This window comes from Cohnella rhizoplanae, from assembly GCF_948329515.1.
Classification (GTDB): domain Bacteria; phylum Bacillota; class Bacilli; order Paenibacillales; family Paenibacillaceae; genus Cohnella; species Cohnella rhizoplanae.
In genome coordinates, this window is the sequence record NZ_CAOJCN010000010.1 from 1 (window position 1) to 26,434 (window position 26,434).

A 26,434-nucleotide genomic window follows, 5' to 3' on the forward strand; every position below is an offset into this window, starting at 1 on the left:
CGCGGCTTTTTGCGTTCCGTGCGGGGTTCTTATGAGCAGATTCTATAAATTATTCTTGTTAAAACGACATCATTCGCCTAGAATAGACTCTTGTATGATCGTTTAGCGCATAAAATCGCAAAAACCAATTGACATACTTGGGAATAGTGATTATATTAATCCTACAAATAGATTGCATAGATTAGGGAGGCCTTTTCAAGTGAAAAAGCATCAACGTTTCGGAACATGGCTCGCGCTGGCCATGGCGCTCGTCTTGCTCCTGTCCGCATGCGGCAACAAAAACAATAATGCCGCGTCCAGCGGTTCGGCTCCGGCATCGTCGGCTGCCGCATCCTCTGCCGCTGCGTCCCCGTCCGATGCAGGCGGCGCGGCCGACGCGCTCAAGGGGAAGAAGATCGCGCTTATCATGCGTTTGAACACCGGCACGTTCTCCGCGCAGTACGTCGACGGCGTCAAGAAGCAAGTCGAGAAGTTCGGCGGCGAACTGACGGTCATTCCTTCCGACAATAAGCTGGACGTCATGGCGACGAACCTCGACGCGGCCGTAACGCAGAAGTACGACGGCATCCTGATCGACCATGGCGACGCAGGCGCGCTGACCGCAGGCGTAGACAAGGCCATCGCGGCCGGCATCCCGGTCGTCGCGTTCGATTCCGGCCTGACCAACGCTGGCGTGACGAGCATCGCGCAGAACGACCAGAAGATGGCCGAGCAGACGCTTGCAGCGCTTGCGAAGGACTCTGGCGGCAAGGGTAGCATCGTCAAAATTTGGGTGGCCGGCTTCCCGCCGATGGAGTCCCGCCAGATCGCGTATAAGGCATTCATGGACGCGAACCCTGACATTAAGGAACTCACGGCATTCGGCACCGCGGACGGCGCGCAGCTCGATGCGCAGACCAAGACCGAAGCGATCCTGAAGCAATATCCGGAAAAGGGCAGCATCACCGCCATCTGGGCTGCATGGGACGAGTTCGCCAAAGGCGCGGCCAACGCGGTCAAGCAAGCGGGACGCGACGAGATCAAGATCTACGGCATCGACCTGAGCGACGAGGATCTCGCGATGATCCAGGATCCGGCCAGCCCGTGGGTCGCCTCCGCGGCCGTCGATCCGGCTTCGATCGGACAAGTCCAGGTTCGCTACCTGTACCAGAAGCTGCACGGCGACGAGACGCCGCCTACGGTCCAGCTCGACTCCGTCTACGTCAGCCGCGACGCGCTGCCGACGGACAAGAAAGTCACGACCGCCGACCTGTCCCAATACGTGGACGGATGGGGAGAGAGCGACACGGGCAACACGGATTACCTGAAAGAGCTTGAGCAATCCGTAAGCGGCAATTAAAATAGGATAGGGACGAGGACGGCGCGGGATTCTGACCGCGCCGTCCTGTATTGTGATCGGAAGATAACGGCGGAAGGAGGAGCGGACATGAACGGCGCCTTGGAGCTCGAGATGAAAAACATATCGAAGTCGTTCGCTGGCGTAAGCGCGCTTGAAGGGGTTGACTTCGCGGTGCGCCCGGGAGAGGTCCACGCCCTGCTCGGCGCGAACGGGGCAGGCAAGAGCACCCTGATGAAGATATTGTCCGGGGCTTACGGCTCGGACGCCGGAACGATCTCGATCGGGGACCGGAGGCTGTCGATCGCGTCGCCCGCCGACGCCAAGGCCGAAGGCATTCATTGCGTGTATCAGGAGGTCGATACGTCCCTGGTCCCGCATCTCACGGTCGCGGAGAACATGATGCTCGACCGCATCGCTGCCGGCAAAGGCCCGATGTGGATGAATTGGGCAGCCATCGGCCGGGAGGCCGAGGCGGTGCTCGCCAGGATCGGCTCCCGCATTCCGGTCAGGCGCAGGGCGGACGAGCTCACGCTGGCGGAAAAGCAGATCGTGCTGATCGCCAGGGTACTCGTGCAGGAGGCCAAGTACGTCATCCTGGATGAGCCTACGGCGCCGCTCAGCCTCGAGGAGGCGGACCGGCTCTTCGGCATCATGGACGAGCTTAAAAGGCAAGGCATCGGCATCGTTTTCATCTCCCATCGGCTGCCGGAAGTCAAACAGGTCAGCGACCGGATCACCGTCATGCGCGACGGCAAGGTCGTGCTGTCCGAGCCAGCCGCGGACGTCGCCACGGGCGATATCGTGCGCGCGATGCTCGGACGCAGCTTCGAGGAGGAGTACCCGAAGACGACCGTGCCGATCGGCGAGACATTGTTCGAAGTGGAGGATATCGCAGCCGGTCATCGCGTGAGAGGCGTGAATCTGACCGTGCGCCGAGGCGAGATCGTCGCCGTCGTCGGCCTGGTCGGCGCAGGCAAGACGGAGCTGTCGCGGCTGTTGTTCGGCGCGGATCCGGCCGAGCGCGGCACGGTCAGAATCGCCGGCAGGACAGCGAACGCGGCCTCTCCGGCGGACGCGGTGCGGGCCGGCATCGCGCTGGTGCCGGAGGAGCGGCGCAAGGAGGGAATCCTCGTCGGATCCTCCGTGCTGCATAACCTGAGCCTGCCGATCCTGAGGCAGCTCAGCCGGATCGGATTCATCTCCAAGCCCGCCGAACGCGGGCACGCGGAGGACATGATCGGCCGGCTGGGCATCCGCACGGCGTCTTCTGGACAGCCGACCGGCTTCCTCAGCGGCGGCAACCAGCAGAAGGTCGCGATCGGCAAATGGATGGCGACCGACGCGGAAGTGTTCCTGTTCGACGAGCCGACCAAGGGCGTGGACGTCGGCGCGAAGCGGGATATCTTCCGCATCATCGGAGAGCTGGCCGGGGCCGGCAAGGGCGTTCTATACTTGACCTGCGAGTTCGCCGAGGCGCTCGGGCTCGCCGATCGCATCCTCGTCATGTGCGACGGGGCGATCGTCAAGTCGTTCGACCGCGGCGACGTTACGATGGAAGAGCTTCTTTATTATGCGAGCGCAGGCAAGGAGGATCTGGCGTGAACAACAGGCTGCTGCAGTTCTCTTACAAATACGGGGCGCTCCTTTTCATCGGGCTCGTCGTCGTTTTCTTTTCGCTGAACAACGAGTATTTCTTTACAAGCTCTAATCTATTGGACATCCTGCGTTCCATCTCGATACTGACGTTCGTGGCCATCGGCGTGACCATCTCGCTGACCGTGGACGGATTCGACCTGTCGGTCGGCTCGACGGTATCGCTGACGACGGTCGCGACGGCCACGATGATGATCTGGTACGAGATGCCGCTCGCCGTCGTGCTGATCGCGCCGCTCGTGATCGGAGCCGCTGTGGGCCTGCTTAACGCGTTCCTGATCGTCAAGGTGCGCATACCCGACTTGCTCGCTACCCTGGCCGTCATGTACATCGTGAGCGGCATTCACAAGACTTACACCAAAGGCTATTCGATTTACAACAACATGCAATTTCAGGACGGCACGAAGGCGCCGGGCGTCATGAATCCCGACTTTCTGTGGATCGGACAGGGCAAGCTGTTCGGCATTCCTTTCCCTGTCATCCTGATGGTGCTGGCGGTGGTCGGCGCGCATATTTTCCTGAAGTATACCCGTTTCGGCCGCCAGGCGACGATGACCGGGGGCAACGAAGAGGCGGCTCGCCTGTCCGGCGTGCGCGTACGCCGGGTCCGTACTTGGGCGTATATCGCGTCCGGCGTGTTCGCCTCTATCGGAGGCATCCTGTATACCGCCCGCGTAGGCTCCGGCCAGATCGACGCCGGCGCGCCGATGCTGATGGACGCCGTCGCCGCCGTATTCGTCGGCTACTCGGTGTTCGGCGCCGGCAGGCCCAACATTATTGGGACTTTCGTAGGGGCGGTATTGACCGGCATTCTCATTAACGGACTGACGATGCTGCACGTGCAGTATTATACGACGGACATCATCAAAGGGGCCGTTCTCGTCCTCGCGCTGACCGTCACTTTCGTGCATTTGAGCCGCCGAAAGGCATAATGAAGCGTCGCGCGCGGCTTTCCGCTTGCGGCGCCGCGGTTTTCATGTGTATAATTTCTGTTGAAACGGATAAACAGATACTACGCCAGTTGTCCGTATGGGAGGTGAATGCATTGAACAAGACCGAACTGATCGCAAAGGTTTCCGAGCTCGCCGACCTTTCCAAGAAGGACGCCACGTCTGCCGTCGACGCCGTATTCGACGTTATTTCCGAGGCGCTCCAATCCGGAGACAAGGTACAGCTCGTAGGCTTCGGCAACTTCGAGGTTCGCGAACGCTCCGCCCGCAAGGGACGGAACCCGCAGACCGGCGACGAGATCGAGATTCCGGCAGGCAAGATCCCCGCGTTCAAGCCAGGGAAGGCGCTCAAGGACGGAATTAAATAATAGGACCCCGCGATTGCGCGAACGCTACATAACGCGAGCCGCGCGCGCAGCGCACGGGAAGCCATTTTTGCCAGATTTCACTGGCAAAGATGGCTTTTTCTATTATTTATGCGATACCCGCGGGGCGCCGCCGCAATTTGAGATAAACCGATTTACACGCATCGACACGAATGTTAGTATTTTATCAGAATAGGTATTCAGGCGGATTTTGTAAATTAATATCTTCCGCTAGTGGATGAAATTCTCATTTTGTAGTATTTTTAGATAAAGGGGCTCAAAGCCAATGCATTATGTAGTATTCATAGTAGGAGCCGCCATCGAATGCTTCGGCGTCTTTCTGGTCATGTTTTCCTTGTTCCGGTTTCGACTTAACAAGCGGGCCTTTATCACCGTATCGCTTGTCGCGTTCATGATGAGCCAGGTTTCCTACTTTACGAGGCTGAACCCCGAGACCGTGAATCTTTCGACATATATACAATTTTTCCTTTACGTACTGGTTCTTTGGATCTTGTTTCGCGTCCCTATCTTTTATTCGATCATCATGAACTTCGCCGGACTGTCGCTGTTGATCGTCGTTCAAGGGATTACGATCCTCACGCTGGGCCAGTATAATGCGATATCCGTAGAGACGATTAAGGACGACATCGCCATTAGCGCATCGGCGCAGTTGCTTACGTTTATCCTGATGTTCGTTGTCGCCCGGGTGATCAAGAAATACAACTGGGGATTCGATTTCGTGCCGACATCCCGCCGGCACGATCTGGAATTCAAGGGTACGAACGCGACGTTAATCGCCGTGATCATATCCGCGATCGTCGTTTTCATGGTATTGGCTTACGTCTTCCGCAACGAATTCGAGGATTATGTCGTATATGCCAGTCTGGTTTTCATACTCACATTACCCCCATTTCTGTATATTGCGTTAAGAAAGGATAATGAGGATGCTGCGTAAGTACTCGGAGGGGCTTCATGTGCGGATGACCGAAGCCGGCGCGCAGGCGCCTTCCGCCGACGTGATCGAGTACGCGCTTAAAATTATCATCAATACGGTCTTCATTGCGACGATGACCCTCGTGCTCGGATTGATTACGGGCGAACCTGGAGCGACAATGGTAGTTATCGTATCTTTCGCCATCCTTCGCCTAGCGACGGGAGGGTATCATCTTACTTCTAACGTGGGGTGTATCGTCGGCTCTACGATCGTATTGACGTTGATTCCTCATATTCACTTTTCGGATTCGTGGACGCTCGGCTTTACGCTTTTCGCGCTGGTCATGGTCGCGATATTCGCGCCTTCCAATTTCGACAAGTACGCCTGGATTAAGAAGCGCCATTATCCGATTCTCAAAGTCATCGGGATGGCCCTCGTCGCGTCCAACCTGTGGATTCAATCCGATCTGTTCGCGCTGACATTTGCGGTGCAGACGCTTCTGCTGCCATTTAAGGAAGGAGGTGAAGAAGAATGAAAAAACGCGCATACAGCGTCATGGGCTCCCTGTTGGTCGGAGTCGCCTCCCTGTTCGCATTTACGGGCTGTTATGTTTTCCTGAACAAACCTACCATGCCGAAGGAGCTCCGCAGATGAGCAAAGTGATTCCGGTTTCCATTCGTCGCGGCAAAGAGGTTGAAGTGATCGAGATTCCGCTCGAAGATGTACTGTTTCAGTTCATTGAGAACGGCATCATCAAGTTTCAGACATCGTACGGCATCTTCAGCCATCTTAGCTCTCTTGAAGAGTTCGACCGTTATTTGTCCGGCGAAGGCTTCCGAAAAGTCGAACGCGGCTATTTGGTCCAGACGGATAAGATCCAGCGATACGACGGCGATCTTGGGCGCGTATTTTTTGAAGGCGGCATCAGCGCGCCGGTGTCGAGGGCTCATCACAAGGACTTGGTCGCTTTCTTAAGGGAAGGCTCTTCGGCGCCTGCCTACCGACTGAATCTGAAGCCCTCCAAGGCCTAGAAGAATGAAGCCGGCGGTAATGCTGCATGAACCGCCGGCTCTTCCGTATCACTTATTTACAAAGTGGATCTCGACATTATAATGCTTGCAAGCGAAACGTAGAGCGTGCTATAATCACATACGTTCGCTATTATTCCGGGACGTAGCACAGTCTGGTAGCGCGCACCCTTGGGGTGGGTGAGGTCGTGGGTTCGAATCCCGCCGTTCCGACCATTACATACGTGAACAAGACTGCTTCCCGGGGCTTATACCCGGGGAGCCGTTTTTTATTGAACGGACGATGCGAAAAATCAATCGCGCCGCGCCGAGACATACGACAAGGAGGCAACCGGTATGGACGTTCCGAATCAAGCGGACTACATCGTCGTGAAGGCCAAAGAGAGCGGCGTGAACGTAATCGGATTGACGCGGGGGCAGGATACCCGGTTTCACCACACCGAGAAGCTGGACAAGGGGGAAGTGCTGATCGCGCAGTTTACCGATCATACATCCGCCATCAAGATCCGAGGCAAGGCTACGGTGCTGACGAAGTACGGAATAGTCGAGACGGACAACTGAAGCATGTCTCGGGGAGCAGGCATAGCCTGCCCTTTTTGTTTATACAATGGGAAGGAGCGGAAGGACGAGGAGGGGCTGTCTATGCGTCATTGGTGGAGTGGAATCGCGCTGCTGGCGCTAGGCCTATGCGTCATCGTCCTGCTCGGTCTGCTGCATCCGGCGCACCCCCGTCGCTTGGCATCCGGCTCGGACGGACTGTTCGTGCCTATTCGCAGCGAACGGCTGATGGACGACGGCGTCGCCGACTTGCTCGATCCGCTGCCGCTCGCGATGAAGCTGACCCGCGTCAGATGGGAGCCGGGCATCCTGAGCGTCGATCTGTCGATCTCTCCTGGGACCGCAGCTCCGGAAGCGCTGCTGGGCGATGCCTATGAACTGTCGAGAGCCTCCTTCGAGCGGGTGAACAACGTCCGGCAGCTATTGATCCGTTTTTACGCGCTGCAGGACGGACGAAGGACGCTGCTCGCTTCCGCGGATCTGAGAGCCGCCGACTGGGCGTCGCTGAGCGCCGATACCCGCCAGGCCGGAGAGGACGCGCGCGAATGGGCGCAATCCGCCAAATATCACTTGATTTGGACGGCCGCGGGACGCGAATGGCTCGCAAATTTTGCATTTTGATGAACGCTTGCGGCGTCTCATGCGGCGTGCAATCGGTTATGTTATAATTAATAAATTGAATTGGCGGCGATTCCCGCGCTTTGCACTCCCGGAGGCTGAACATGACACGTAAACCGATTGCGCAAATGGCCCGAAAATATACCGACTACGATATGATCGCGAAGCACACGGATCTGCCCGAGTTCCCCGAGGGGCGCGTCCGCCTGCTTCAGGCCGTACTCGCGGATCAGCAGGGATTCGGCGCCCAGGTGGAACTATACCCGCTTGCGACGTCCCTCGTCCAGATGGGGCTCGATACGCACGATCTGGTAGAGAACGAGGAGAGCGGCGCCAAGGCGCAGACGCGCCAGATGCGCGCCCGCCAGATGAAGGTGCTCGCGGGCGATTACTTCAGCAGCCGCTTCTATAATCTGCTCTCCCAGGCCGGCCAGATCGAGACGGTGAAGCGCCTCAGCGAAGCCGTGTGCGAGGTGAACCGGATCAAGGTCGCCCTTTACGGCAAAATGAAGCAGATGCGGCTCGACGCAGAAGAATACGTCAGCCACGGCTCCGCGATTCGGGGCGTTCTTTTTATGTCGTTCGGCCATCTGATGAGCGGGATGCACGCGAAGCTATGGCCGGAGCTCGTCGAGCGCTTCTCCCGGTGCGAGCTGCTGTTCCAAGAGCTGCTGAGGCTGCAGCGCCCGGACGATCTGACCGGGAGCTGGGGCGTGTGGCACGTGCTCGGCGAAGGGAGCGACGAGGATCGCAGGGCGCTCGAGGAGAGCGGCGACGATCTCGGGCTGCTTCGCCATCTGATGGCGAAGTACGGCGTCGCGGACAAGCTCGCCGCTCTGCTCAGGCAGTCCGCGGGGCAACTGCAGGCGATGCTGCCCAAGCTGCCGTCGGACAGGCTGGCGGCAGAACTCGCGAGTTTAATCGAGCCGTTTCTCCACGGACCTACATGGGTGCCGGCAGCGGCGATCAAGGAGTTGGGATGACCAGAATGGATGCGGAATCCAAGCAAAATCACGTTCATTCCGTCTTCGAGAGCATTGCGCCGAAGTACGATATGATGAACGATATCATCAGCTTCCGCCGTCATAAGGCTTGGCGGAAGTTTACCATGCGCAAGATGAACGTCAAGCAGGGCCAGACGTCGCTGGATCTGTGCTGCGGCACTTGCGACTGGACGATTGCGCTAGCGGAGGCGAGCGGAACGGGGCGCACCGTCGGTCTCGATTTCAGCGCCGGCATGCTGGCGGTCGGACGCGAGAAGGTGAAGAGCAAAGGGCTGGACAAGCAGATCGAGCTCGTTCAGGGCAACGCGATGGAGCTGCCGTTTCCCGACGGAACATTCGACTACGTCACGATCGGCTTCGGGCTCCGCAACGTGCCCGATTATGCCAAGGTACTCTCCGAGATGCGGCGCGTCGTGAAGCCGGGCGGACAGGTCGTATGCCTGGAGATGTCCAAGCCCGGCTGGCAGCCCTTCAAGGCCATTTATTATTTTTATTTTAAAAAGCTGATGCCCCTGCTCGGCAAACTCGTGGCGCGCAAGTACGACCAGTACCGCTGGCTGCCCGAATCGCTGGCCGATTTTCCCGACCTGCCGAGGCTTGCCGAGATGTTCCGCGAAGCGGGACTTCAGGAAGTGCGCGCATATCCGCTCGCCGGAGGCGTCGCCGCGCTGCATATGGGGAAGAAAGGGAATGAACGGGCATGATTCGGAAGTTGAAGATTTTTCTTGAAATGATTAAATTCGAGCATACGATATTCGCTTTGCCATTTGCTTATGTCGGCACGATCCTGGGCTCCGTATCCGTCAACCGCGAGCTGCCCTCGTGGGCGCAATGCGGGTGGATCCTGCTGGCGATGATCGGCGCGCGGACCGCGGCGATGAGCCTGAACCGTATCATCGACAAAGCGATCGACGCGCGCAACCCGCGCACGGCCGGCCGCGCGATTCCCGCGGGTCTGCTTAAGTCCTCCGAAGCCGTGCTGTTCGTTATCGTTTCCTTCGTACTCCTCTTCTGGGCGGCATCCCAGCTCAACGCGCTGGCGCTGAAGCTGATGCCGATCGCGGTGTTCATGACCGTCATTTATTCCTATACCAAGCGCTTCACCTGGGCGTGCCATCTCGTGCTCGGTCTTACGCTGGGACTCGCGCCGCTCGGCGGCTGGGTCGCCGTCACGGGGACGATCACCTGGCCTTCGGTCGTGCTTTTCGTATCCGTAGCGCTGTGGTCCACGGGCTTCGATATGATCTATGCCTGCCAGGACGTCGAGTTCGACCGCAAGGAAGGACTGTACTCGTATCCGGCGCGGTTCGGAATCGCCAAGGCTCTTTTCACAGCCAGAATCATGCACGTCGTGACGCTGGCCGGGTTTATTCTGCTGCTGGCCATGACGGATTTGAGCTGGTGGTATCTCGCGGGCACGATCGTGGCGGCCGTGCTGCTCTATTATGAGCACCAGCTCGTCAAGCCGGGCGATTTAAGCAAGCTGAACGCCGCATTCTTTACGATGAACGGGGTGATGAGTACCGTGCTGTTCGCATTTACGTTCATCGATCTCGTGCTGGTGCGGTCATGGTGAGGCAAGCAGAGCGTCCTAGACGTTGGGCGGTCGGCATCACCGGCGCGAGCGGGGCGGCTTACGGCGTGAGCTTATGCCGCGAGCTGTTGCGGGCCGGGATCGACGTGCATCTCGTCATCTCCGATGCGGGCTGGCGGGTGCTGAAGGAAGAGCTGGGTTGGGATGCGACCCGGCGTACCGCGTCTGTCGCCGAAGCGTTCGCCGGACTGGACGGCGGCGAGCTGGTCTATTATCCGCCGGGCGACATCGGCGCAGCCATCGCGAGCGGCTCGTTCCGATGCGAGGGCATGGTCGTCGTCCCCTGTTCGATGGGGACGCTGTCCGCCATCGCGCACGGCAGCTCGGACAACCTGCTGACGCGGGCAGCCGACGTGGCGTTGAAGGAAGGTCGTCCCCTGCTGCTGGTGCCGCGGGAGACGCCGCTGAACGCCGTGCATTTGGAGAATATGCTGAAGCTGGCCCGCATAGGCGTGAGGATCATTCCGGCGATGCCCGCGTTCTACCAAGAACCGCAGACGTTGGAGGATATCGTCAGGTTCATGACCGGCAAGATCATGGACGTCATGGGCCTGGATCATCATTTATACAGCAGATGGGGCGAACGCAATGAATCATGACCGGACGGAACCGATCCGGATCGGCAGAATCGACTACACGAACGTATGGCCGGTATTCCATTACTTTGATCCCGCACAGCTCCGTTGCGCGCCGAAGCAAGTACAGGGAATGCCCGCGCAGCTTAACCGGCAGCTGAGAGAGGGCGCCATCGACATGGCGGCGGTCTCCTCGTTCGCCTATGGCCTGAACAGCGAGGATTACGTGCTGCTGCCGGACCTCTCCGTCAGCGCGCGAGGACCGGTGCAGTCGATTCTGCTGTTCCTGAAGTCTCCGCTCGAGACTGTGCTGGACGGCGGCCGGATCGCGATGACGACCACGTCGGCGACCTCGGTGAATTTGCTGAAAATACTGATGGAAAAATTCCACGGCGGGCATCCGCTCTACGAAAATGCCGAACCGGATCTCGACGCGATGCTGGAACGAGCCAATGCCGCGCTGCTCATCGGGGACCATGCCATAAGGGCCTCCTGGCGCAACCATGGCTACCAAGTCATCGACGTATCCGACAGCTGGTACCGGTACACGGGCATGTGGATGACGTTCGCCGTATGGGCCGTAAGAAAAGAGACCGCAGCCGGCAGATCCGCGGAGGTGCGGGAGATTTACGACGCGTTCGTCGAATCGAAGCGCCGATCGCGCCTGGATATACGGCCCGTTATCGAACACGCGCTAAGAACGGTAGGCGGTACCGAGGCGTACTGGAAAGGCTACTTCGGCGGACTGAGCCATGACTTCGGGGACGGACACCGCGAAGGCTTATCCTTGTTCTTCAAGTACGCCCGCGAGCTGGGCTATATGGAGCGGGATGTCCGGATCGAGGAATGGAGCCCGGCCGGACCGATCGCGACGCCCGCTTCCCCACCACAATGAACCGAAGGTGACAATATGAAGTTGATGCAGCTCTACGCTTCACTCAAGTCCGATCTTCAGGCGATCGAGGACGCGCTGGCGCAGAGCGTCGCGAGCGATCTGCCGCTCCTGAACGATTCGGCGCTCCACCTGCTGAAGGCGGGCGGCAAGCGTCTGCGTCCGGTATTCGTGCTGCTGTCGGGCAAGTTCGGACAGTATTCGCTCGACGAGCTGAAGCGCGTCGCCGTGCCGCTTGAGCTCATCCATATGGCCTCGCTCGTGCATGACGACGTCATCGACGACGCGGATACCCGGCGCGGGCAACCGACGGTCAAGGCCAAGTGGGACAACCGCATCGCGATGTTCACCGGCGACTATCTGCACGGCAAGTCGCTCGTCATCGCGACCGAGCTCGCGCATCCGCGCATCCATCAGATCTTGTCCGGCGCCATCGTCCAGATGTGCATCGGCGAGATGGAGCAGATCCGCGATTTTTTCAATACGGAACAGAGCGTCCGCAATTATCTGCTGCGCATCCGGCGCAAGACCGCGCTGCTCATCGCCATCAGCTGCCAGCTCGGCGCCATGGCAGCGGGCGCGCCTAAGCGGCATAGCGATATTTTGTACCGTTACGGCTACAATGTAGGCATGCTTTTCCAGATTACCGACGACCTGCTCGACCTGTGCGGCACGGAAAAGGCGATCGGCAAGCCGCCCGGAAGCGACCTGCGGCAAGGCAATATCACGCTGCCCGTGCTCTACGCGCTGCAGGAGCCCGGCTTGAGGCCGCGGCTGCTGGGCGAGATCGCGCGCATCCAGGAAGCCGGCGGCTCGGCGGATTCCAACGCCGCCGTCAAGCTGGTCAGAGGCAGCGCCGGCATCCGGCAGGCCGAAGTGCTGGCCGAGCGGTACATGGCCAAGGCACTGAAGCTGCTCGAAGGACTGCCTGCCGTGCCGGCGCGCAAAAATCTGGCCGATATCGCGAGATTTGTGGCGCAAAGAAGCTATTAATCGCCATTCCTGTGGTAAAATGATGGAAATGCTGCGAACGTGACTTAGCGGACGTTCGCACCTGGGGGGTATAGGGATGGAACGCACGTATCTCATGGTAAAGCCCGACGGCGTCGAGCGGGGTCTGATCGGCGAGATCGTAGGCCGCTTTGAACGCAAAGGGCTGAAGCTGGTCGCGGCCAAGCTGATGCAGGTGACGCCGGAGATCGCCGAGCGACATTACGCCGAGCACAAAGGCAAGGACTTTTACGACCGTCTGATTACGTTCATCACTTCGGGGCCCGTCTTCGCCATGGTGTGGGAGGGAGACCAGGCCGTCACGGCCGCCCGCCAGCTGATCGGCAAGACCAACGGCCTAGAGGCCGCGCCCGGCACGATCCGGGGGGATTACGCGATACATACGAATTACAACTTGATTCACGGCTCGGATTCTCATGACAATGCGCTGCGCGAGATCGGGATCTTTTTCTCCGAGGACGATCTGCTCGACTACGACAAAGTCATACAAGTGTGGATCTGAAAAACCAGTAAGTGCGACTAACCGCCGGGGAGCATAAGCATGAGCGATTATACATCCGGATCGACGGCCGAGAACGAGGATTTCTCCGCCTTTATCGCGAACGTCCGCAAGGCGACGTCGATCGATCTTTCGCAATACAAGGAGACGCAGATGCGCAGGCGTCTGACGACGCTGCGGGTCAAGAACGGGTTTCCGGATTTTACTTCTTATTTTAAAGCCATCATGGACGAGCCCCGGCTTCGCAATGAATTTCTCGACCGGATGACGATCAACGTGTCCGAATTCTGGCGCAATCCGAACAGATGGACCTTGCTCATGGAACGGTTCCTGCCGGACATGCTCAAGCGCTCGCCCAAGCTCAAGGTCTGGAGCGCCGCATGCTCTACGGGCGAGGAGCCGTATACGATCGCCATGATTCTCGATCGGCTGGGCGCGCTCGGCCAGGCCACGCTGATCGCGTCCGACATCGACGAAGGCGTGCTCGCCAGAGCCAAAAACGGCGTCTATCCGGAGCGCTCGGTCCGCGAGGTGCCGAAGGAAATGGCCGCGGCTTATCTCAGCGGCAGCGGCGACGCCTTCCAGGTGGACGAGAAACTCAAGCGGGCGGTCCGTTTTCAGAAGCAAAACCTGCTGTTCGACGATTTCCAGGACGGATTCGATCTGATCGTATGCCGCAACGTGATGATCTATTTCACCGAAGAGGCGAAGCAGCAGCTGTACGAAAAGTTCGCGAAGGCGCTGAAGCCGGGCGGGATCCTGTTCGTCGGCAGCACGGAGCAGATCTTTTCGCCCGGCCAATACGGGCTGGAGACGGCCGATACTTTTTTCTACCGCCGAATCGTATGATCCGGACCCCGCTGCGCGATACTAGGAGCAATCTGAGGCAGCGGAGGTTGTCATGGACAAGCGCAAAGCGATCGAAGCGTATCGAAGCGGGCTCATCACGGCGCATGAATGCGCGCAAATCCTGGGGCTCGAGCATCCGTCGCTGCTCGGCCTGGTGCCGGGTGCGGTTCAATCGCGGTTGCAGGCGCAGGACGAGAGCCGCGAGCGAGCGCCCAGCCGCGGCATGGCCGGCTCCCGCGATTGACGCGGCATCGGGCTTGGCGATCAGGCATTCGGTCCGTCCGTATGGGCGGGCTCTTTTCTTGTCAAAAGCTTTAACGCTGTACTATAATAAACAAAAGTATTCGAGGTTGCCGCAAGACTCGGGGAGGAACTCACTTTGACACTACGATACTTAACCGCGGGAGAGACCCACGGTCCGCAGCTTACCGCTATTATTGAAGGTTTGCCGAGCAATCTCGAGCTGGATTTCGAAGCGCTCAACTTCCAGCTGCAGCGCAGGCAGAAGGGCCACGGCCGCGGCCGCCGGATGCAGATCGAACAGGATACCGCACAGATCGTGGGCGGCGTGCGCCACGGCCGCACGACGGGCGCGCCGGTCGCGCTCGTCGTCGCGAACAACGACTGGAAGCATTGGACCTCGGTCATGAACGTTGAGCCGATCGAAGGCGGGGACGAGGCCAAGCGCCGCGTTCACCGTCCCAGACCGGGACATGCCGACTTGAACGGCGGCATCAAGTACGAGCAGAAGGATCTGCGCAATATCTTGGAGCGGTCTAGCGCGCGGGAGACGGCTGCCAGAGTCGCGGTCGGCGCGGTAGCGCGTCAGCTGCTGGCCGAATTCGGCATCCGGGTAGCCGGGCACGTCGTCTCGATCGGGGGCATCAAGGCGCCTCCGCTGCCTGCCGGCATCGGCGTGGACGAGCTGGTCGAGCGGACCGAGGCGTCCTCGGTTCGCGTCATCGACGCCGAGACGGAGCAGCGCATGATCGAGCTCATCGACAAGACCAAGGCGGACGGCGATTCCATCGGCGGCGTGGTCGAGTGCATCGTGACCGGCCTGCCGATCGGACTCGGCAGCCACGTTCAGTGGGACCGCAAGCTCGACGGCCGCATCGCCCAGGCCGTGGTATCGATCAATGCCTTCAAGGGCGTGGAGATCGGTATCGGCTTCGAGGCGGCGGACCGTCCCGGCTCTCAGGTACACGACGAGATTCTGTATAGCGAGGAAAAGGGCTATCATCGCGCGAGCAATAGGCTCGGCGGCTTCGAGGGCGGCATGACCAACGGCGAGCCGATCGTCGTGCGCGGCGTCATGAAGCCGATCCCGACGCTGTACAAGCCGCTGAAGAGCGTCGACATCGATACGCGCGAGCCGTTCACCGCCCAGGTCGAGCGCTCTGACGCTTGCGCCGTGCCGGCGGCCAGCGTCGTTATGGAGAACGTGGTCGTCTGGGAAGTCGCGAAGGCGTTCCTCGAGAAGTTCGGCGGGGACTCGATGGAAGAGATCCGCGCGAACTACGACAGCTACATGAAGCAGACGAGGGAATATTGATGTCCGCGGCGGGGACCGTCCGCGAGCTGACCGTCGATCTGGGGGAACGCTCTTATCCGATCTATATCGGTTCCGGACTCCACGCGAGATCCGGAGAATACTTCAAGCGGCTCGGCCTGCCCGCGGGCTCGCCTTTGCTGCTCGTGACGGACGCGTCCGTACACGGATTGTATGCCGACGCGATTCAGGCTTCGCTGACCGAAGCCGGATATCGGGTGAGCGTGTCCGTCGTCCCCTCGGGCGAGTCGTCCAAGTCGCTGGAACGGCTTGACGCGCTCGTCGCGGACGCGCTGACGGGCGGACTCGACCGCAAGTCTACGGTCGTCGCCCTGGGCGGCGGCGTCGTGGGCGACCTGGCGGGATTCCTCGCCGCCGTCTATATGCGCGGCGTCCGCTTCGTGCAGATGCCGACGACGATCCTCGCGCACGACAGCAGCGTCGGCGGCAAGACGGCGGTCAATCACCGCCTCGCCAAGAACATCATCGGCGCCTTCCACCAGCCGGAGGCGGTATTGTACGATCTGGACGCGCTAGCCAGCCTGCCGCTGCGCGAGGTCAAGGCGGGCCTGTCGGAAGTGATCAAGCACGGCCTGATCTGGGACGCAGCGTTCGTCGACTGGTGCGAGAGCAACGCGGAGCGCCTGCTCTCGCTAGAGCCCGACGCGCTCGGCTATGCGCTGTACGAAGGCTGCAAGGTCAAGTCGATCGTCGTTTCCAGGGACGAACGCGAGAACGATCTGCGCGCCATCCTTAATCTCGGGCATACGATCGGGCATGCGCTCGAGGCGGCAGCCGGCTACGGCGAGCTGCTGCACGGCGAGGCGATCGCGATCGGGATGGTCGGATCCGCGCGGCTCGCGGCCCGCTTCGGCTACGGCGACGTAATCGCCGAGCGTACGGAAGCGATCTTCCGCAAGTTCGGTCTGCCGGTACGGATACCGGCAAGCTGCGACGCGGACGAGATCATGAAGGCGATGCAGCATGACAAGAAATTCAGCGAAGGCAACATGGTGTTCGTCGTGCCGACGTCGATCGGCAGCGTCGAGATCCGCCATGACGTGAGCGCGAAGTGGGTTAGAGAGATCGTCGAAGGGTTGACAGAGGAGGCTTGAGCGCGGTGAGCATGAGAGGCATTCGGGGCGCCATTACGGTGGACGTCAATGAAGCAACACCTATATTGGATGCGACGATCGAGCTGCTCGGGGCGATCGTCGAGGAGAACGGCACGCGGCCCGAGGATATCTGCAGCGTATTCATCACCGTCACGCCGGACCTTGACGCGACATTCCCGGCAAGCGCGATCCGCAGAATGGCGGGCTGGGAGCTGGTGCCGCTGATGTGCGCGGTCGAGATTCCCGTCAAGGGCGGTCTCGAGCGCTGCGTTCGTCTCATGGTGCACGTGAACACGGAGGCGTCTCAGGCCGAGATTCGCCACGTTTATCTCGGCGGAGCCGTGAAGCTCCGTCCGGATCTCTCGTCTGACCGTTGACTCTCTTCCTCCGGCGATGCTATAGTAGATCTATTACTTGGCGCAGAACCGTCGGCCGGAGGGACGATGACTTACGCGCGGGTAAGACGAGCAGAGACGAGATGAGCGGAGAGCCGTGTACGATTCCTTGGGGATCGCATAGTCGGCCTAGGCAGCGAGCGGACCGGGCAGTTACGAGACCGGGCGTATACGCGTCTACATACCTCTTATCCATGATGTCACCTCTGCTTCGGCGGAGGTGGCTTTTTCGTTTTGAGGCTCGTGCATCTATCGTCGCGGCGAATGCCGGACGTATCGGCGGGCCCGCACCGGTGGCGGGTCCGGAGAGGGGAGATACAGGATATGGAACAGCAGCGCGGGGCACAGCTTCAAGAGGTCATTCGTTTGTCCGCAAGCTATAATGTCATTCCCGTCGTGAAGAGACTGATGGCGGATACGGAGACGCCGATTCGCGTATTCCAGCAGCTCGGCCAGGGGGAACGCGCCTTTTTGCTCGAGAGCGTGGAGGACGGCACCAAGTGGGCGAGATATTCGTTCATCGGCACGGATCCGTTCATGGTGCTGCGGCTGAAAAAAAGAAAGGTGACGATCGAGCAGGGAGGAAGCGAGGAGACGCACGAAACGGATGAACCGCTGAAGCTGCTGCGGGAGCGTCTCCGGGGCTATCGCAGCCCCGCGCTGCCGGACCTGCCGCCGTTCACGGGCGGCGCGATCGGATTTTTCGGCTACGACCTGCTGCAGTACTACGAGCGCAGACTGCCCCCGCATCGCGAGGACGACCTGAACATGGACGACATGCACTTCATGTTCTGCGACCGCATCGTGGCGTTCGATCACTTCAAGCAGCAAGTGCTGATCATCGGCAACGTTCACGTCGCGGACGGCGCGGCCGACGCCGATATCGAACGGGAATACGACAGGGTATGCGCGAGCATGAACGAGACGATCGCGCGCATGCGGGAACCGCTGCCGCCATCCGCGCCGGCGACCGGGACGCCGCCCGTGGATCCGGAGCTCGGAGACGTGCGGTCGAACCTGACGAAGGAGCAGTTCATCGCGAACGTAGGCCAGGCCAAGGAATACATTCGGGCGGGCGACATTTTCCAGGCGGTGCTCTCCCAACGCTTCCACATCGAGACCGAGGTCGATCCGCTCCAGGTGTACCGGATGCTGCGCATGATGAACCCTTCGCCGTACATGTATATGCTGAAGCTCGGCGGCGAGGTTATCGTGGGCGCTTCGCCGGAGCTCCTCGTCAAGGTCGACGGCGACCGCGTCGAGACCCGGCCGATCGCGGGGACCCGTCCGAGGGGGCGCACGCCCGAAGAGGACGCCGCGCTCGCGCAGGAGCTGCTCGCGGACGAGAAGGAGCGCGCGGAGCATGTCATGCTCGTCGATCTGGGCCGCAACGACCTGGGCCGCGTCTCGGAATTCGGCACGGTCCGCTGCGATTCGTATATGGAGATCGAGCGATACTCGCACGTCATGCACATCGTATCGAACGTGACGGGCAAGCTGGCCAAGGATAAGACGTTTTTCGACGCGTTCCTGTCCTGCCTGCCGGCGGGCACCGTATCCGGCGCGCCGAAGCTGCGGGCGATGGAGATCATCTCCGAGCTCGAGCGCGAGGCGCGCGGGGCGTATGCCGGCGCCATCGGCTACTTCGGCTTCTCCGGCAACATGGACACGTGCATCACGATCCGCACGATCGTGTTCAAGGGCGGCAAGGCCTACGTGCAGGCGGGAGCGGGCATCGTATGGGATTCCGTGCCCGAGAGCGAATACGAGGAGACGGTCAACAAGGCCAAGGGCTGCCTGAAGGCGATCCGCGCGGCGGAAGCGATGTTCCCGCCGGCCGCGAAGCCCAAGACGGGCAGGCTGATCGTCATGGCGGGCGACCGCAGCACGAATCTGGATTACGATTGAACGGCTCCGCACATCTAACTCGGGGGGATTGACCATGACGGTGGTAGACGCGAACATCACGATGCAGCAGGCGATGGCGAAGCTGATGGCGGGCCATGATCTGCTGAAGGAAGAAGCGCACGGCGTGATGAGCCTGATCATGCGCGGAGAGGCGACGCAAGCCCAGATCGGCGCGGTGATGGTCGCGCTTCGCCTTAAGGGCGAGAGCATCGAGGAGATTACAGGCTTCGCGGAGGCGCTCCGCGACTTCGGCAGCAAGCTGTCGGCGATGAGCGAGGACCTGTTGGACACTTGCGGCACCGGCGGCTCCGGCATTCATAAATTCAACATTTCCACCTCGTCGGCGATCGTCGCCGCCGCGGCGGGCGCCAGAGTGGCGAAGCACGGCAACCGCGCGATGAGCGGGAAGGCCGGCAGCGCGGACGTGCTCGAGGCGCTCGGCGTGAACATCCAGCTTACGGCCGACCAGGCTGCGGCGTGCCTGCGCGATACGGGCATCACGTTTATGTTCGCCCAGCTGTATCATCCGGCCCTGAAGCACGCGGCCGGCCCGCGCCGGGAGATCGGCGTCCGCACGATATTCAACATGCTCGGCCCGCTCGCGAATCCGGCCGGCGCCGACCGTCAACTGATGGGCTTGTACGACAGGACCAAGACGGACATCGTCGCCGCGGTGCTCGGCCGACTGGGCCTCGCGCGGGCGATGGTGGTCGGGAGCCACGACGGGCTGGACGAGATCAGCCTGTCGGCGCCGACCCAGGTGTCGGAACTGAACAACGGCGTCGTCACGACTTACGACATCGCGCCCGAGGATCTGGGACTGAGAACGGTGCCGCTGGGCGAGCTCATCGGCGGAGACGCGGCGGAGAACGCGTCGATCGTGCGCAGGGTGCTCGCAGGCGAGCGCGGCGCGTATAGAGACGTCGTGCTGGCCAACGCAGGCGCCTGCATCTACGTCGCCGGAAGGGCGGACAGTCTCTCGGAAGGCGTGAAGCGTGCGGCGGAGACGATCGATTCGGGCGCGGCGGAGGCAAAGCTGTCGCAGTGGATTCAGCGGACGGAGGAGTTAAGCCATGTTTCTTGACCGGATCGTAGCGACCAAACGCGAAGAGGCCGCCGCTCTCAAGGGTTCGATGAATCTCGCCGCCGCCGAGCGCGAGATCGCGGCGCTGCCCGCATGCCTCGGGTTCGAGGCCGCGCTCAAGGCCGGCCGGCGTCATCGGCCCGTCGGATTGATCGCAGAAGTGAAAAAGGCGAGCCCGTCCAAGGGGCTCATCCGGCCGGACTTTCATCCTGTGCAGCTGGCCAAGGCCTACGAGGCAGCCGGTGCGGATTGCATCTCGGTGCTGACCGACGTACAGTATTTTCAAGGCAGCAACGATTACCTTCGCCACGTCCGGGAGGGCGTGAACGTGCCGCTGCTGCGCAAGGACTTCACGATCGACGAGCGCCAGATCTACGAAGCGCGACTCATAGGGGCGGACGCGATCCTGCTGATCGCGGCCATCCTGGACAAGCGCCAGCTGGACGCCTATCACCGGCTCGCCCGCGATATCGGTCTGGACGTGCTCGTCGAGGTGCATAATCGTCCCGAGCTGGAGACGGTGCTCGAGGTCGGGCTCGCGACGCTCATCGGCGTGAATAACCGCAACCTGCATACGTTCGAGACGGATCTATCGGTGACTGAACAACTGATCGCGCTGATGCCGGCAGGCGTCACGGCCGTCAGCGAGAGCGCGATCGGGTCGCCCGCGGACATCGCGTACGTCGGGCAGGCCGGCGCGCAGGCGGTGCTTGTCGGCGAGCACTTCATGCGACAGGCTGACGTCGGCGCCGCGATCGAGGGACTGCTCGGCCCAGTGGTCGAGACGGGAGCAACAGGATGAGCGAATCGCGCGAGACTGGCCGTGAGCGGCCGGCTTCGAAGGCGGCGCTCTCGCCGCGTCCCGCGGTCAAGATCTGCGGCATCATGCAGGAAGAGACGCTGCGCGGGATGGACGGTCAGCCCGTCGACTACATCGGCTTTATCTTCGCGCCGAAGAGCAGGCGATACGTAACGCCGGAGCGCGCGGGCGAGCTGATCCGCGCATCGCGCCTTTCTCGGATGGCGGAGGGCCGGCCGCCGCTTGCCGTCGGCGTGTTCGTCGATCCGACGCTCGAGACGCTCGAAGCCGCGCTCGCCGCAGCGCCGCTGGACGTCGTGCAGCTGCACGGGAATCGGGAGACGCCGGATTTTTGCCGGGAGGTCGGCCGCAGATTTGGCGTCGAGGTATGGCGGGCGCTGTCCGCGGGCGGGGAGGACGAGGCGTCCGACGTATCCGCCGACGGCGAGCGGGCCGAGACCGGGCCCGCCAGGCTCGCGGCATACGCGGGCGCCGTATCTGCCGTGCTCATCGACACCGCCGGGGGCGGGACGGGACGCGCTTTTCCATGGGCGGTCATCCCCGACTACGAGCGCGCGGCCAAGGCCGCAGGCGTCCGGCTGTTCGTGGCGGGCGGCCTCGACCCGGACAATGTAAACGTGCTGCTGTCGGCCTACGCGCCGGACGGCGTGGACATATCGAGCGGCGTCGAGACGGACGGCGTCAAGGACGCCGCCAAAATCGCCGCATTCGCGGAAAGGGTGAAGAAGCAATCATGACGACGACACAAGTGCCGGATACGCACGGCCGGTTCGGGGGCTTCGGCGGGCGCTACGTGCCCGAGACGCTGATGAACGCCCTCTACGAGCTGGAGGAAGCATACAATCGCTATAAGGACGATCCCGATTTTCTGAAGGAAGTTCGATATTTGCTCAAGCAATACTCGGGACGCCCGACGCCGCTGTACTATGCGGAGCGGCTCACCGAGCACCTCGGAGGCGCGAAGATCTATCTGAAGCGCGAGGATCTGAACCATACGGGCGCGCACAAGATCAACAATACGATCGGGCAGGCCGTGCTGGCGAAGCGAATGGGCAAAAAGAAAATCATCGCCGAAACGGGCGCGGGCCAGCATGGTGTCGCCTCCGCGACGGTCGCCGCGCTGCTCGGTCTCGAATGCAAGGTGTTCATGGGCGAGGAAGACACCAAGCGCCAGGCGCTGAACGTATTCCGCATGAAGCTGCTCGGCGCCGAAGTCGTGCCGGTAACCTCGGGCACGCGCACGTTGAAGGACGCCTGCAACGAGACCCTGCGGTACTGGGTCAGCCACGTAGACGATACGTATTACATCCTCGGTTCGGTGACCGGGCCGCATCCTTACCCGATGATGGTCCGCGATTTCCAGCGCGTCATCGGGCTCGAGACGAAGGATCAGATTCTAGAGGCCGAAGGCAGGCTGCCCGATGTCATCATCGCGGCGGTCGGCGGCGGCAGCAACGCGATGGGCATTTTCCATCCGTTCGTCGGCGACGCCTCCGTTCGCCTCATCGGCGTCGAGGCGGCAGGCCGGGGCGTTGATACGGACAAGCACGCCGCGACGATGACGAAGGGAACGCCCGGCGTTTTCCAAGGCTCGATGAGCTACGTTCTCCAGGACGCGGGCGGTCAAGTGCAAGAGGCGCACTCGATTTCGGCGGGCCTGGACTATCCGGGCATCGGCCCCGAGCATGCGTACCTCAAGGACATCAAGCGCGCCGAATACGTGCCGATTACCGACGCAGAGGCGCTGGACGCGCTGCAGCTCCTCTCCCGCAAGGAAGGGATCATTCCCGCGCTCGAATCCGCCCACGCGGTCGCGCATACGCTGAAGCTGGCGCCCACGCTGCCGAAGGACACGACGATCGTCATCAGCCTGTCCGGCCGCGGGGATAAGGACGTCGAATCGATCATCGGTTATTTGGGAGGGGATCTGCCATGAGCACGGCGACTGCAAACGCGATCGACTCGGTATTCGCGGAACTGGCGGCGCGGGGCGAGACGGCTCTTATTCCGTTTCTCACGATGGGGGATCCCGATCTCGAGACTTCGGTCCGGCTGATCGCCGCCGCGGAAGCTGCCGGCGCGCATATGATCGAGCTCGGCGTGCCTTACTCCGATCCGCTGGCGGACGGTCCCGTCATCCAGCGGGCTTCGGAGCGGGCGCTGCGGCACAGCATTTCTCTGACGGACTGTATCGGCGTCGCCACGAAGGCGCGCGAAGCCGGCGTACGCATGCCGTTCATCTTATTTACTTATTTCAATCCGGCGCTTCAGCTCGGGCTTGAGCGATTTTTCTCCCTGCTGCAGGAGCACGGCTTCAGCGGCGTCATCATTCCTGATCTGCCGCTCGAAGAAGACGCCGAGGTGCGGGAGATCGCGGAGCGGACAGGCGTGCATCTCATCCCGCTCGTCGCGCCGACGTCCGAGGCCCGCGTCGAGCGGATCGCTTCCAGGGCGAAGGGGTTCGTCTACTGCGTATCGTCCCTCGGCGTCACCGGCGTCCGGTCCGATTTTCACGCGGGCATCGACCAATTCCTGGCGACGGTGCGCCGCGCATCGAACGTGCCGATCTGCGTCGGCTTCGGCATCTCGTCGCGGGAGCATGCGGAGCGCTTCGCGGGGATCGCGGACGGCGTCATCGTCGGCAGCGCGATCGTCCGCCAGGTAGAGGCGTCCCTGCCGCCGTCCGCGCTCGGGGATGCGGGTCGGACCGAGGCGGGGCTTGCCGAGGTTCGGGTGTTCATCGCGGGTCTTAAGCCTCGCAAGGCCGGCGAAGTCTAGTACCCTTTCGCGCACGGGCGACCGCGTTGAGGGCGATGCCGCGTTCCCGGTATCTTGCCGGCTAGCGGCCGGACTCACCCGTTTGAACGCTTTGCATCTGTACAGCGACATAGAGATATGTCACAATAGAGGCATGTTGTTCTATGGACGGAGCGGACAATCGCTCCGTCTTTTATGATGAAGCCAGGGAGGAACCTATCCTATGCAGCCCAAACCGAATATCGTCGACCTACCCGTCTACCAGCCCGGCAAGCCGATCGAGGAGGTCAAGCGCGAGCTCGGCCTGACCGAGGTCATCAAGCTGGCTTCCAACGAGAATCCTTTCGGCAGTTCGCCGCTTGCGGCGGACGCCATCCGGCGCGAGCTCGAACAGATCAGCATTTACCCGGACGGCGCCGCCGTCGAATTGACGAACGCGATCGCGAAGCGTACCGGCGTGAATCCGGACCAGATCATTTTCGGCGCCGGCTCCGACGAGATCATCCTGATGATCGCGCGCGCGTATCTTCAGCCCGGCGACGAGACGGTAATGGCGCGCGAGACGTTTCCTCAATACAAGCACAACGTTACGATCGAGAACGGCGTGAGCGTCGAGGTGCCGCTCGCGGACGGCAAGCACGATCTGCCGGCCATGCTCGCCGAGGTCAACGACAGGACGAAGATCGTATGGATCTGCAACCCGAACAATCCGACGGGCACGATCGTCAGCGACGCGGAGCTGACCGCATTCCTCGATCAAGTTCCGGACCGCGTTTTAGTCGTATTGGACGAGGCCTATTGCGAGTACGTCGAGGACCCATCGTATTCGGACGGCCTGGCGCTCCTGAAGCGCTATCCGAATCTCGTCTTGCTGCGGACGTTTTCCAAGATCTACGGGCTCGCCTCGCTTCGGATCGGGTACGGCATCGGGGCGCCGGGCCTGATCCGCTCGATCAACCAAGTGCGCGAGCCGTTCAACACCTCGCGTTTCGCGCAGGCGGCCGCGCTCGCCTCGCTGAACGACGACGCGTTCCTCGAGCGCTGCCGCACGGCGAACCGCGAGGGACTCTCGTACCTGCGGGCCGCGTTCGACAGGCTGGGTCTCGCCTACTTCCCCGCGCACGGCAACTTCATCATGGTCGACGTGAAGCGCCCGTCGCTCGAGGTGTTCGACGCGCTGCTGCGCCAAGGCGTCATTATCCGCGCCGGGCAGCGCGGGTATCCGACCCGCATCCGCATCACGGTCGGCAGCGCGGAACAGAACGCCAAGATCGTATCCGCGCTTGAAGCCGTGCTGCAAGAAATCGGGGTGCAGGCGTAAGGTATGGAAGAAGGCCAAGCGATTCACGCAACGTCGCAAACGACTCATAACGGAAGAGCGCCGCTGCGGATCGCCATCTTCGGCGTCGGACTGATCGGCGGATCGCTGGCGCTCTGCTGGAAGGGCAAGCCGGGACTAACGATCGTAGGCCATTCGGTGAACGCGGCATCGGTCGACAAGTACCTGTCGCTGGGCGTCGTGGACGAAGCGACGACGTCGGTCGAACGAGCGGCGGCCGACGCGGACGTCATCGTGCTGTGCGTGCCCGTCGGCAAGCTCGACGAATATCTGCAGCGCCTGTCCGAGCTGCCGCTCAAGGCCGGATGCATCATCACGGACGTCGGCAGCACCAAGGCCTCCGTCGTCCGCTATGCGGAACGGCTGCAGTTGAAGGGCGCGGTATTCATCGGCGGCCACCCGATGGCAGGCTCGGAGCGCTCGGGGGTCGAGGCGGCGACGCCGGATCTGTACGAGAACGCGTTCTACGTGCTGACGCCGTCGCCCGGCACGCCGCCGGAAGCGCTCGAGCGTCTGGAGGAGCTTATTCGTTGGACGCGCGCCAACATCGTGAAGATCGATGCGGGCCTGCACGACGATATCGTCGGAGCCATCAGCCATCTGCCGCATATCATCGCGGTCGCGCTGGTGAACCAGATCGCGGACTACAACGAGACCAACGGCCTTTACCGGAGCCTCGCCGCCGGCGGCTTCCGCGATATTACCCGGATCGCCTCGAGCGATCCTTACATATGGCGGGACATCCTGCTCGGCAACCGAGACGTCCTGCTCCGGCTGCTCGCCGACTGGCGGGGAGAGATCGCCGCGTTCGAGTCGCTGCTCGAAGCGAAGGACGGAGACGGCATCATCGAGCGGTTCGGCAGCGCCGGACGATTCCGCGAGAACCTGCCCGAGCGCCGCAAGGGGATGATCACGTCGCTGCACGAGTGCTATGTCGACGTACCCGATCAGCCCGGCATCGTCGGCCGGGTCGCGACGGAGCTCGGACAGGCGCGCATCAATCTGAGCAACCTTCATATCATCGAGAGCAGGGAGGACGTGCCGGGCGTGCTGCGCTTGTCGTTCCGTCACGGCGAAGATCTCGAACGCGCCGTCCAGCTTCTCAGATCGCTCGAATATTCAGTGTACTTCTAATCTGCGATTGCCGCAGGGCCCTTCGGGCTCTGCGGCTTTTATCGCTTATTCTATCCGGTAAATTATCGCACCTATTTTTTCGGAAGTAATTTAAAATAAAATGAAAACGCTTATTGACAATATGGAAGCGGATACATATAATAAAAGTACAGTATGGTTTCTCTCCACTCCTATCCTAATCCTGAATGCTCGTCATTCGGCACCGCCCTTAGGGGCGGTGTTTTTTTTGCGCTGACGGGCGTAATTATCGCCTTCTCTTCTTCTTTACGATCGGCTTCGTGCCATAATTGAGAAATTTTTAAGGCTAAATTAATTCTTTCGGTTGCGCGCGTATGATACAATGATGATATCTTATGTAAAAAACTGGGGACGCCATGATTCTTTTGGCTGCAATCGCAACTTTACGTCCGAACGCCGGTATAACTACATAACCGGTCCAAGACGCCCCCCGGAAGGTGGAG

Annotated in this window: 30 protein-coding genes and 1 tRNA gene; all 31 read left to right on the plus strand. The window is 61.2% G+C overall.

Going from position 1 to position 26,434, the window contains the following annotated elements; all coding sequences use genetic code 11:
- Nucleotides 1-241: 241 nt before the first annotated feature.
- The gene (locus tag PQG80_RS15590; protein ID WP_271752533.1) at nucleotides 242-1,339 is read left to right on the plus strand and encodes a sugar ABC transporter substrate-binding protein; all 1,098 of its coding nucleotides are present in this window, start codon (nucleotides 242-244) and stop codon (nucleotides 1,337-1,339) included.
- An 87-nt stretch (nucleotides 1,340-1,426) separates the two neighbouring features.
- Entirely contained in the window at nucleotides 1,427-2,941 is a 1,515-nt protein-coding gene (locus PQG80_RS15595) for a sugar ABC transporter ATP-binding protein (RefSeq protein WP_271752323.1), read from the plus strand.
- Complete coding sequence (locus tag PQG80_RS15600; protein WP_271752324.1) at nucleotides 2,938-3,924, plus strand: ABC transporter permease; 987 nt, start codon at nucleotides 2,938-2,940, stop codon at nucleotides 3,922-3,924. Before PQG80_RS15595 ends, PQG80_RS15600 begins: the two co-directional genes overlap by 4 nt.
- Before the next feature lie 113 nt (nucleotides 3,925-4,037).
- Entirely contained in the window at nucleotides 4,038-4,310 is a 273-nt protein-coding gene (locus tag PQG80_RS15605; protein ID WP_090112863.1) for an HU family DNA-binding protein, read from the plus strand.
- Between the two features lie 283 nt (nucleotides 4,311-4,593).
- Nucleotides 4,594-5,262, plus strand: coding sequence for a hypothetical protein (locus PQG80_RS15610; protein WP_271752325.1), 669 nt, complete (start codon nucleotides 4,594-4,596; stop codon nucleotides 5,260-5,262).
- Nucleotides 5,252-5,776, plus strand: a complete 525-nt coding sequence (locus PQG80_RS15615; RefSeq protein ID WP_271752326.1) for an accessory gene regulator B family protein — start codon at nucleotides 5,252-5,254, stop codon at nucleotides 5,774-5,776. Before PQG80_RS15610 ends, PQG80_RS15615 begins: the two co-directional genes overlap by 11 nt.
- On the plus strand, nucleotides 5,773-5,895 hold the full coding sequence (locus PQG80_RS15620) for a cyclic lactone autoinducer peptide (RefSeq protein ID WP_271752327.1): 123 nt from the start codon (nucleotides 5,773-5,775) through the stop codon (nucleotides 5,893-5,895). The genes PQG80_RS15615 and PQG80_RS15620 overlap by 4 nt, the downstream gene beginning before the upstream one ends.
- The gene (locus tag PQG80_RS15625; protein ID WP_271752328.1) at nucleotides 5,892-6,272 is read left to right on the plus strand and encodes a LytTR family DNA-binding domain-containing protein; all 381 of its coding nucleotides are present in this window, start codon (nucleotides 5,892-5,894) and stop codon (nucleotides 6,270-6,272) included. The genes PQG80_RS15620 and PQG80_RS15625 overlap by 4 nt, the downstream gene beginning before the upstream one ends.
- Before the next feature lie 136 nt (nucleotides 6,273-6,408).
- Nucleotides 6,409-6,485: transfer RNA gene (locus PQG80_RS15630), tRNA-Pro, on the plus strand.
- 120 nt (nucleotides 6,486-6,605) lie between these two features.
- Nucleotides 6,606-6,830 carry a trp RNA-binding attenuation protein MtrB gene (mtrB, locus tag PQG80_RS15635; protein WP_271752330.1) on the plus strand — a complete coding sequence of 75 codons (225 nt, stop codon included), beginning with the start codon at nucleotides 6,606-6,608 and terminating at the stop codon, nucleotides 6,828-6,830.
- A gap of 81 nt (nucleotides 6,831-6,911) precedes the next feature.
- Nucleotides 6,912-7,448 carry a hypothetical protein gene (locus PQG80_RS15640; RefSeq protein WP_271752331.1) on the plus strand — a complete coding sequence of 179 codons (537 nt, stop codon included), beginning with the start codon at nucleotides 6,912-6,914 and terminating at the stop codon, nucleotides 7,446-7,448.
- A 101-nt stretch (nucleotides 7,449-7,549) separates the two neighbouring features.
- Nucleotides 7,550-8,428, plus strand: coding sequence for a heptaprenyl diphosphate synthase component 1 (locus PQG80_RS15645; protein WP_271752332.1), 879 nt, complete (start codon nucleotides 7,550-7,552; stop codon nucleotides 8,426-8,428).
- A 5-nt stretch (nucleotides 8,429-8,433) separates the two neighbouring features.
- Nucleotides 8,434-9,153, plus strand: a complete 720-nt coding sequence (locus PQG80_RS15650) for a demethylmenaquinone methyltransferase (RefSeq protein ID WP_432432762.1) — start codon at nucleotides 8,434-8,436, stop codon at nucleotides 9,151-9,153.
- On the plus strand, nucleotides 9,150-10,025 hold the full coding sequence (locus PQG80_RS15655) for a UbiA-like polyprenyltransferase (RefSeq protein WP_271752334.1): 876 nt from the start codon (nucleotides 9,150-9,152) through the stop codon (nucleotides 10,023-10,025). Before PQG80_RS15650 ends, PQG80_RS15655 begins: the two co-directional genes overlap by 4 nt.
- Nucleotides 10,019-10,642 carry a UbiX family flavin prenyltransferase gene (locus tag PQG80_RS15660; RefSeq protein ID WP_271752335.1) on the plus strand — a complete coding sequence of 208 codons (624 nt, stop codon included), beginning with the start codon at nucleotides 10,019-10,021 and terminating at the stop codon, nucleotides 10,640-10,642. The genes PQG80_RS15655 and PQG80_RS15660 overlap by 7 nt, the downstream gene beginning before the upstream one ends.
- The gene (locus tag PQG80_RS15665) at nucleotides 10,632-11,513 is read left to right on the plus strand and encodes a menaquinone biosynthesis protein (protein WP_271752336.1); all 882 of its coding nucleotides are present in this window, start codon (nucleotides 10,632-10,634) and stop codon (nucleotides 11,511-11,513) included. Before PQG80_RS15660 ends, PQG80_RS15665 begins: the two co-directional genes overlap by 11 nt.
- A 15-nt stretch (nucleotides 11,514-11,528) precedes the next feature.
- A complete protein-coding gene (locus PQG80_RS15670; protein ID WP_271752337.1) occupies nucleotides 11,529-12,503 on the plus strand; it encodes a polyprenyl synthetase family protein in 975 nt (324 codons plus the stop codon).
- Nucleotides 12,504-12,579: 76 nt separating this feature from the next.
- Complete coding sequence (ndk, locus tag PQG80_RS15675; RefSeq protein ID WP_271752338.1) at nucleotides 12,580-13,023, plus strand: nucleoside-diphosphate kinase; 444 nt, start codon at nucleotides 12,580-12,582, stop codon at nucleotides 13,021-13,023.
- A gap of 39 nt (nucleotides 13,024-13,062) precedes the next feature.
- Nucleotides 13,063-13,869, plus strand: coding sequence for a CheR family methyltransferase (locus tag PQG80_RS15680; RefSeq protein ID WP_271752339.1), 807 nt, complete (start codon nucleotides 13,063-13,065; stop codon nucleotides 13,867-13,869).
- A gap of 52 nt (nucleotides 13,870-13,921) precedes the next feature.
- Nucleotides 13,922-14,113 (plus strand): hypothetical protein, encoded by a 192-nt coding sequence (locus PQG80_RS15685; RefSeq protein WP_271752340.1) that lies wholly within the window; start codon nucleotides 13,922-13,924, stop codon nucleotides 14,111-14,113.
- Nucleotides 14,114-14,248: 135 nt separating this feature from the next.
- Entirely contained in the window at nucleotides 14,249-15,424 is a 1,176-nt protein-coding gene (gene aroC / locus PQG80_RS15690; RefSeq protein ID WP_271752341.1) for a chorismate synthase, read from the plus strand.
- The gene (gene aroB, locus PQG80_RS15695) at nucleotides 15,424-16,536 is read left to right on the plus strand and encodes a 3-dehydroquinate synthase (RefSeq protein ID WP_271752342.1); all 1,113 of its coding nucleotides are present in this window, start codon (nucleotides 15,424-15,426) and stop codon (nucleotides 16,534-16,536) included. The genes aroC and aroB overlap by 1 nt, the downstream gene beginning before the upstream one ends.
- A gap of 5 nt (nucleotides 16,537-16,541) precedes the next feature.
- Nucleotides 16,542-16,913 (plus strand): chorismate mutase, encoded by a 372-nt coding sequence (aroH, locus tag PQG80_RS15700; protein ID WP_271752344.1) that lies wholly within the window; start codon nucleotides 16,542-16,544, stop codon nucleotides 16,911-16,913.
- Between the two features lie 342 nt (nucleotides 16,914-17,255).
- Nucleotides 17,256-18,839 carry an anthranilate synthase component I gene (gene trpE / locus PQG80_RS15705; protein ID WP_271752345.1) on the plus strand — a complete coding sequence of 528 codons (1,584 nt, stop codon included), beginning with the start codon at nucleotides 17,256-17,258 and terminating at the stop codon, nucleotides 18,837-18,839.
- 34 nt (nucleotides 18,840-18,873) lie between these two features.
- Nucleotides 18,874-19,923 carry an anthranilate phosphoribosyltransferase gene (trpD, locus tag PQG80_RS15710; RefSeq protein WP_271752346.1) on the plus strand — a complete coding sequence of 350 codons (1,050 nt, stop codon included), beginning with the start codon at nucleotides 18,874-18,876 and terminating at the stop codon, nucleotides 19,921-19,923.
- On the plus strand, nucleotides 19,913-20,725 hold the full coding sequence (trpC, locus tag PQG80_RS15715) for an indole-3-glycerol phosphate synthase TrpC (protein ID WP_271752347.1): 813 nt from the start codon (nucleotides 19,913-19,915) through the stop codon (nucleotides 20,723-20,725). Before trpD ends, trpC begins: the two co-directional genes overlap by 11 nt.
- A complete protein-coding gene (locus PQG80_RS15720; protein ID WP_271752348.1) occupies nucleotides 20,722-21,480 on the plus strand; it encodes a phosphoribosylanthranilate isomerase in 759 nt (252 codons plus the stop codon). Before trpC ends, PQG80_RS15720 begins: the two co-directional genes overlap by 4 nt.
- Nucleotides 21,477-22,679 (plus strand): tryptophan synthase subunit beta, encoded by a 1,203-nt coding sequence (trpB, locus tag PQG80_RS15725; RefSeq protein ID WP_271752349.1) that lies wholly within the window; start codon nucleotides 21,477-21,479, stop codon nucleotides 22,677-22,679. Before PQG80_RS15720 ends, trpB begins: the two co-directional genes overlap by 4 nt.
- Nucleotides 22,676-23,521 carry a tryptophan synthase subunit alpha gene (gene trpA, locus PQG80_RS15730; RefSeq protein ID WP_271752350.1) on the plus strand — a complete coding sequence of 282 codons (846 nt, stop codon included), beginning with the start codon at nucleotides 22,676-22,678 and terminating at the stop codon, nucleotides 23,519-23,521. Before trpB ends, trpA begins: the two co-directional genes overlap by 4 nt.
- A 202-nt stretch (nucleotides 23,522-23,723) precedes the next feature.
- On the plus strand, nucleotides 23,724-24,821 hold the full coding sequence (gene hisC, locus PQG80_RS15735; protein WP_271752351.1) for a histidinol-phosphate transaminase: 1,098 nt from the start codon (nucleotides 23,724-23,726) through the stop codon (nucleotides 24,819-24,821).
- A 3-nt stretch (nucleotides 24,822-24,824) separates the two neighbouring features.
- Nucleotides 24,825-25,973 (plus strand): prephenate dehydrogenase, encoded by a 1,149-nt coding sequence (locus PQG80_RS15740; protein WP_271752352.1) that lies wholly within the window; start codon nucleotides 24,825-24,827, stop codon nucleotides 25,971-25,973.
- Nucleotides 25,974-26,434 lie beyond the last annotated feature (461 nt).

Bases quoted from the DNA above. Each gene is read 5' to 3' on its own strand.
- PQG80_RS15590 (WP_271752533.1), top strand. From the start codon at position 242: ATGGCGCTCGTCTTGCTCCTGTCCGCATGCGGCAACAAAAACAATAAT.
- PQG80_RS15595 (WP_271752323.1), top strand. From the start codon at position 1,427: ATGAACGGCGCCTTGGAGCTCGAGATGAAAAACATATCGAAGTCGTTC.
- PQG80_RS15610 (WP_271752325.1), top strand. From the start codon at position 4,594: ATGCATTATGTAGTATTCATAGTAGGAGCCGCCATCGAATGCTTCGGC.
- PQG80_RS15615 (WP_271752326.1), top strand. From the start codon at position 5,252: ATGCTGCGTAAGTACTCGGAGGGGCTTCATGTGCGGATGACCGAAGCC.
- PQG80_RS15620 (WP_271752327.1), top strand. From the start codon at position 5,773: ATGAAAAAACGCGCATACAGCGTCATGGGCTCCCTGTTGGTCGGAGTC.
- PQG80_RS15625 (WP_271752328.1), top strand. From the start codon at position 5,892: ATGAGCAAAGTGATTCCGGTTTCCATTCGTCGCGGCAAAGAGGTTGAA.
- mtrB (WP_271752330.1), top strand. From the start codon at position 6,606: ATGGACGTTCCGAATCAAGCGGACTACATCGTCGTGAAGGCCAAAGAG.
- PQG80_RS15640 (WP_271752331.1), top strand. From the start codon at position 6,912: ATGCGTCATTGGTGGAGTGGAATCGCGCTGCTGGCGCTAGGCCTATGC.
- PQG80_RS15645 (WP_271752332.1), top strand. From the start codon at position 7,550: ATGACACGTAAACCGATTGCGCAAATGGCCCGAAAATATACCGACTAC.
- PQG80_RS15650 (WP_432432762.1), top strand. From the start codon at position 8,434: ATGGATGCGGAATCCAAGCAAAATCACGTTCATTCCGTCTTCGAGAGC.
- PQG80_RS15655 (WP_271752334.1), top strand. From the start codon at position 9,150: ATGATTCGGAAGTTGAAGATTTTTCTTGAAATGATTAAATTCGAGCAT.
- PQG80_RS15660 (WP_271752335.1), top strand. From the start codon at position 10,019: ATGGTGAGGCAAGCAGAGCGTCCTAGACGTTGGGCGGTCGGCATCACC.
- PQG80_RS15665 (WP_271752336.1), top strand. From the start codon at position 10,632: ATGAATCATGACCGGACGGAACCGATCCGGATCGGCAGAATCGACTAC.
- PQG80_RS15670 (WP_271752337.1), top strand. From the start codon at position 11,529: ATGAAGTTGATGCAGCTCTACGCTTCACTCAAGTCCGATCTTCAGGCG.
- ndk (WP_271752338.1), top strand. From the start codon at position 12,580: ATGGAACGCACGTATCTCATGGTAAAGCCCGACGGCGTCGAGCGGGGT.
- PQG80_RS15680 (WP_271752339.1), top strand. From the start codon at position 13,063: ATGAGCGATTATACATCCGGATCGACGGCCGAGAACGAGGATTTCTCC.
- PQG80_RS15685 (WP_271752340.1), top strand. From the start codon at position 13,922: ATGGACAAGCGCAAAGCGATCGAAGCGTATCGAAGCGGGCTCATCACG.
- aroB (WP_271752342.1), top strand. From the start codon at position 15,424: ATGTCCGCGGCGGGGACCGTCCGCGAGCTGACCGTCGATCTGGGGGAA.
- trpE (WP_271752345.1), top strand. From the start codon at position 17,256: ATGGAACAGCAGCGCGGGGCACAGCTTCAAGAGGTCATTCGTTTGTCC.
- trpD (WP_271752346.1), top strand. From the start codon at position 18,874: ATGACGGTGGTAGACGCGAACATCACGATGCAGCAGGCGATGGCGAAG.
- trpC (WP_271752347.1), top strand. From the start codon at position 19,913: ATGTTTCTTGACCGGATCGTAGCGACCAAACGCGAAGAGGCCGCCGCT.
- PQG80_RS15720 (WP_271752348.1), top strand. From the start codon at position 20,722: ATGAGCGAATCGCGCGAGACTGGCCGTGAGCGGCCGGCTTCGAAGGCG.
- trpB (WP_271752349.1), top strand. From the start codon at position 21,477: ATGACGACGACACAAGTGCCGGATACGCACGGCCGGTTCGGGGGCTTC.
- trpA (WP_271752350.1), top strand. From the start codon at position 22,676: ATGAGCACGGCGACTGCAAACGCGATCGACTCGGTATTCGCGGAACTG.
- hisC (WP_271752351.1), top strand. From the start codon at position 23,724: ATGCAGCCCAAACCGAATATCGTCGACCTACCCGTCTACCAGCCCGGC.
- PQG80_RS15740 (WP_271752352.1), top strand. From the start codon at position 24,825: ATGGAAGAAGGCCAAGCGATTCACGCAACGTCGCAAACGACTCATAAC.